The 727-nt window shown below is 60.1% G+C and carries 1 protein-coding gene; it reads right to left on the reverse strand.

Annotation, left to right across the window (positions count from 1 at the left end; translation table 11 throughout):
* Positions 1-84: 84 nt before the first annotated feature.
* Positions 85-727: IS66 family transposase (gene tnpC, locus C5P05_RS01140; RefSeq protein ID WP_114968071.1), on the reverse strand; the 643-nt coding region annotated here is incomplete at its 5' end.

Here is a 727-nt window from a genome sequence, read left to right on the forward strand (position 1 = left end):
GTATGCGATCTATTAACCGCACACCTTGCGCGAAGCCGCCAAATGGGATGGGGATTCAGGGGGTGGGGATGACCAGCCGACTGATCAGTCGACTGGCATCGCGATAGACCACGGCAGCAATGCCTCGTAGTCATCAGCCGTCTGCGCCGTGGGCAGCGCCACCAGCAGCGCACGCAGATACCTGAACCCATCAACGCCGTTTGCGGTGCAGGTCTGCAGCAGCGAATACAGGTTGGCACTCGCATTGGCTCCGGCGACCGTGTCGGCAAACAACCATGCCCGGCGCCCGATCACAAATGGACGAATGGAATTCTCGCAAGCATTGTTGTCGATGGGATACGCGCCATGGGTCACATACAGGCACAACTTGGGCCATTGTGAACCGAGGTAATGCAGCGCTTTGCCCAGCAAGCTGCCCGGCAGCACCGAATGCAGGTTGGCCAGCAACAAGGCCTCCATCTGCTTGAGCACCGGCACACTGTGGAGCTGGCGTTGTTCCAGCAATTCTTCGGCCCCCAGCTTGAGATCACGCCCTCGCGACTCCACCGCGTACAACTTGCCAATCAGCGCCATGAACTGCGCAGCCAGCTGGTCCGCTCCCCGTGCATGCTTGGGCAATGCCTGCAGCGCGTCATTGAAGTCGCGTCTGCAATGCGCCCAGCATGCCAGGTGCACCAATCGGTTCGCGCTGGAGATCTGGTCATAGACAGCATAGCCGTCGGTCATC

It is taken from the genome of Rhodoferax ferrireducens (genome assembly GCF_003347515.1).
Lineage (GTDB): Bacteria > Pseudomonadota > Gammaproteobacteria > Burkholderiales > Burkholderiaceae_C > Rhodoferax.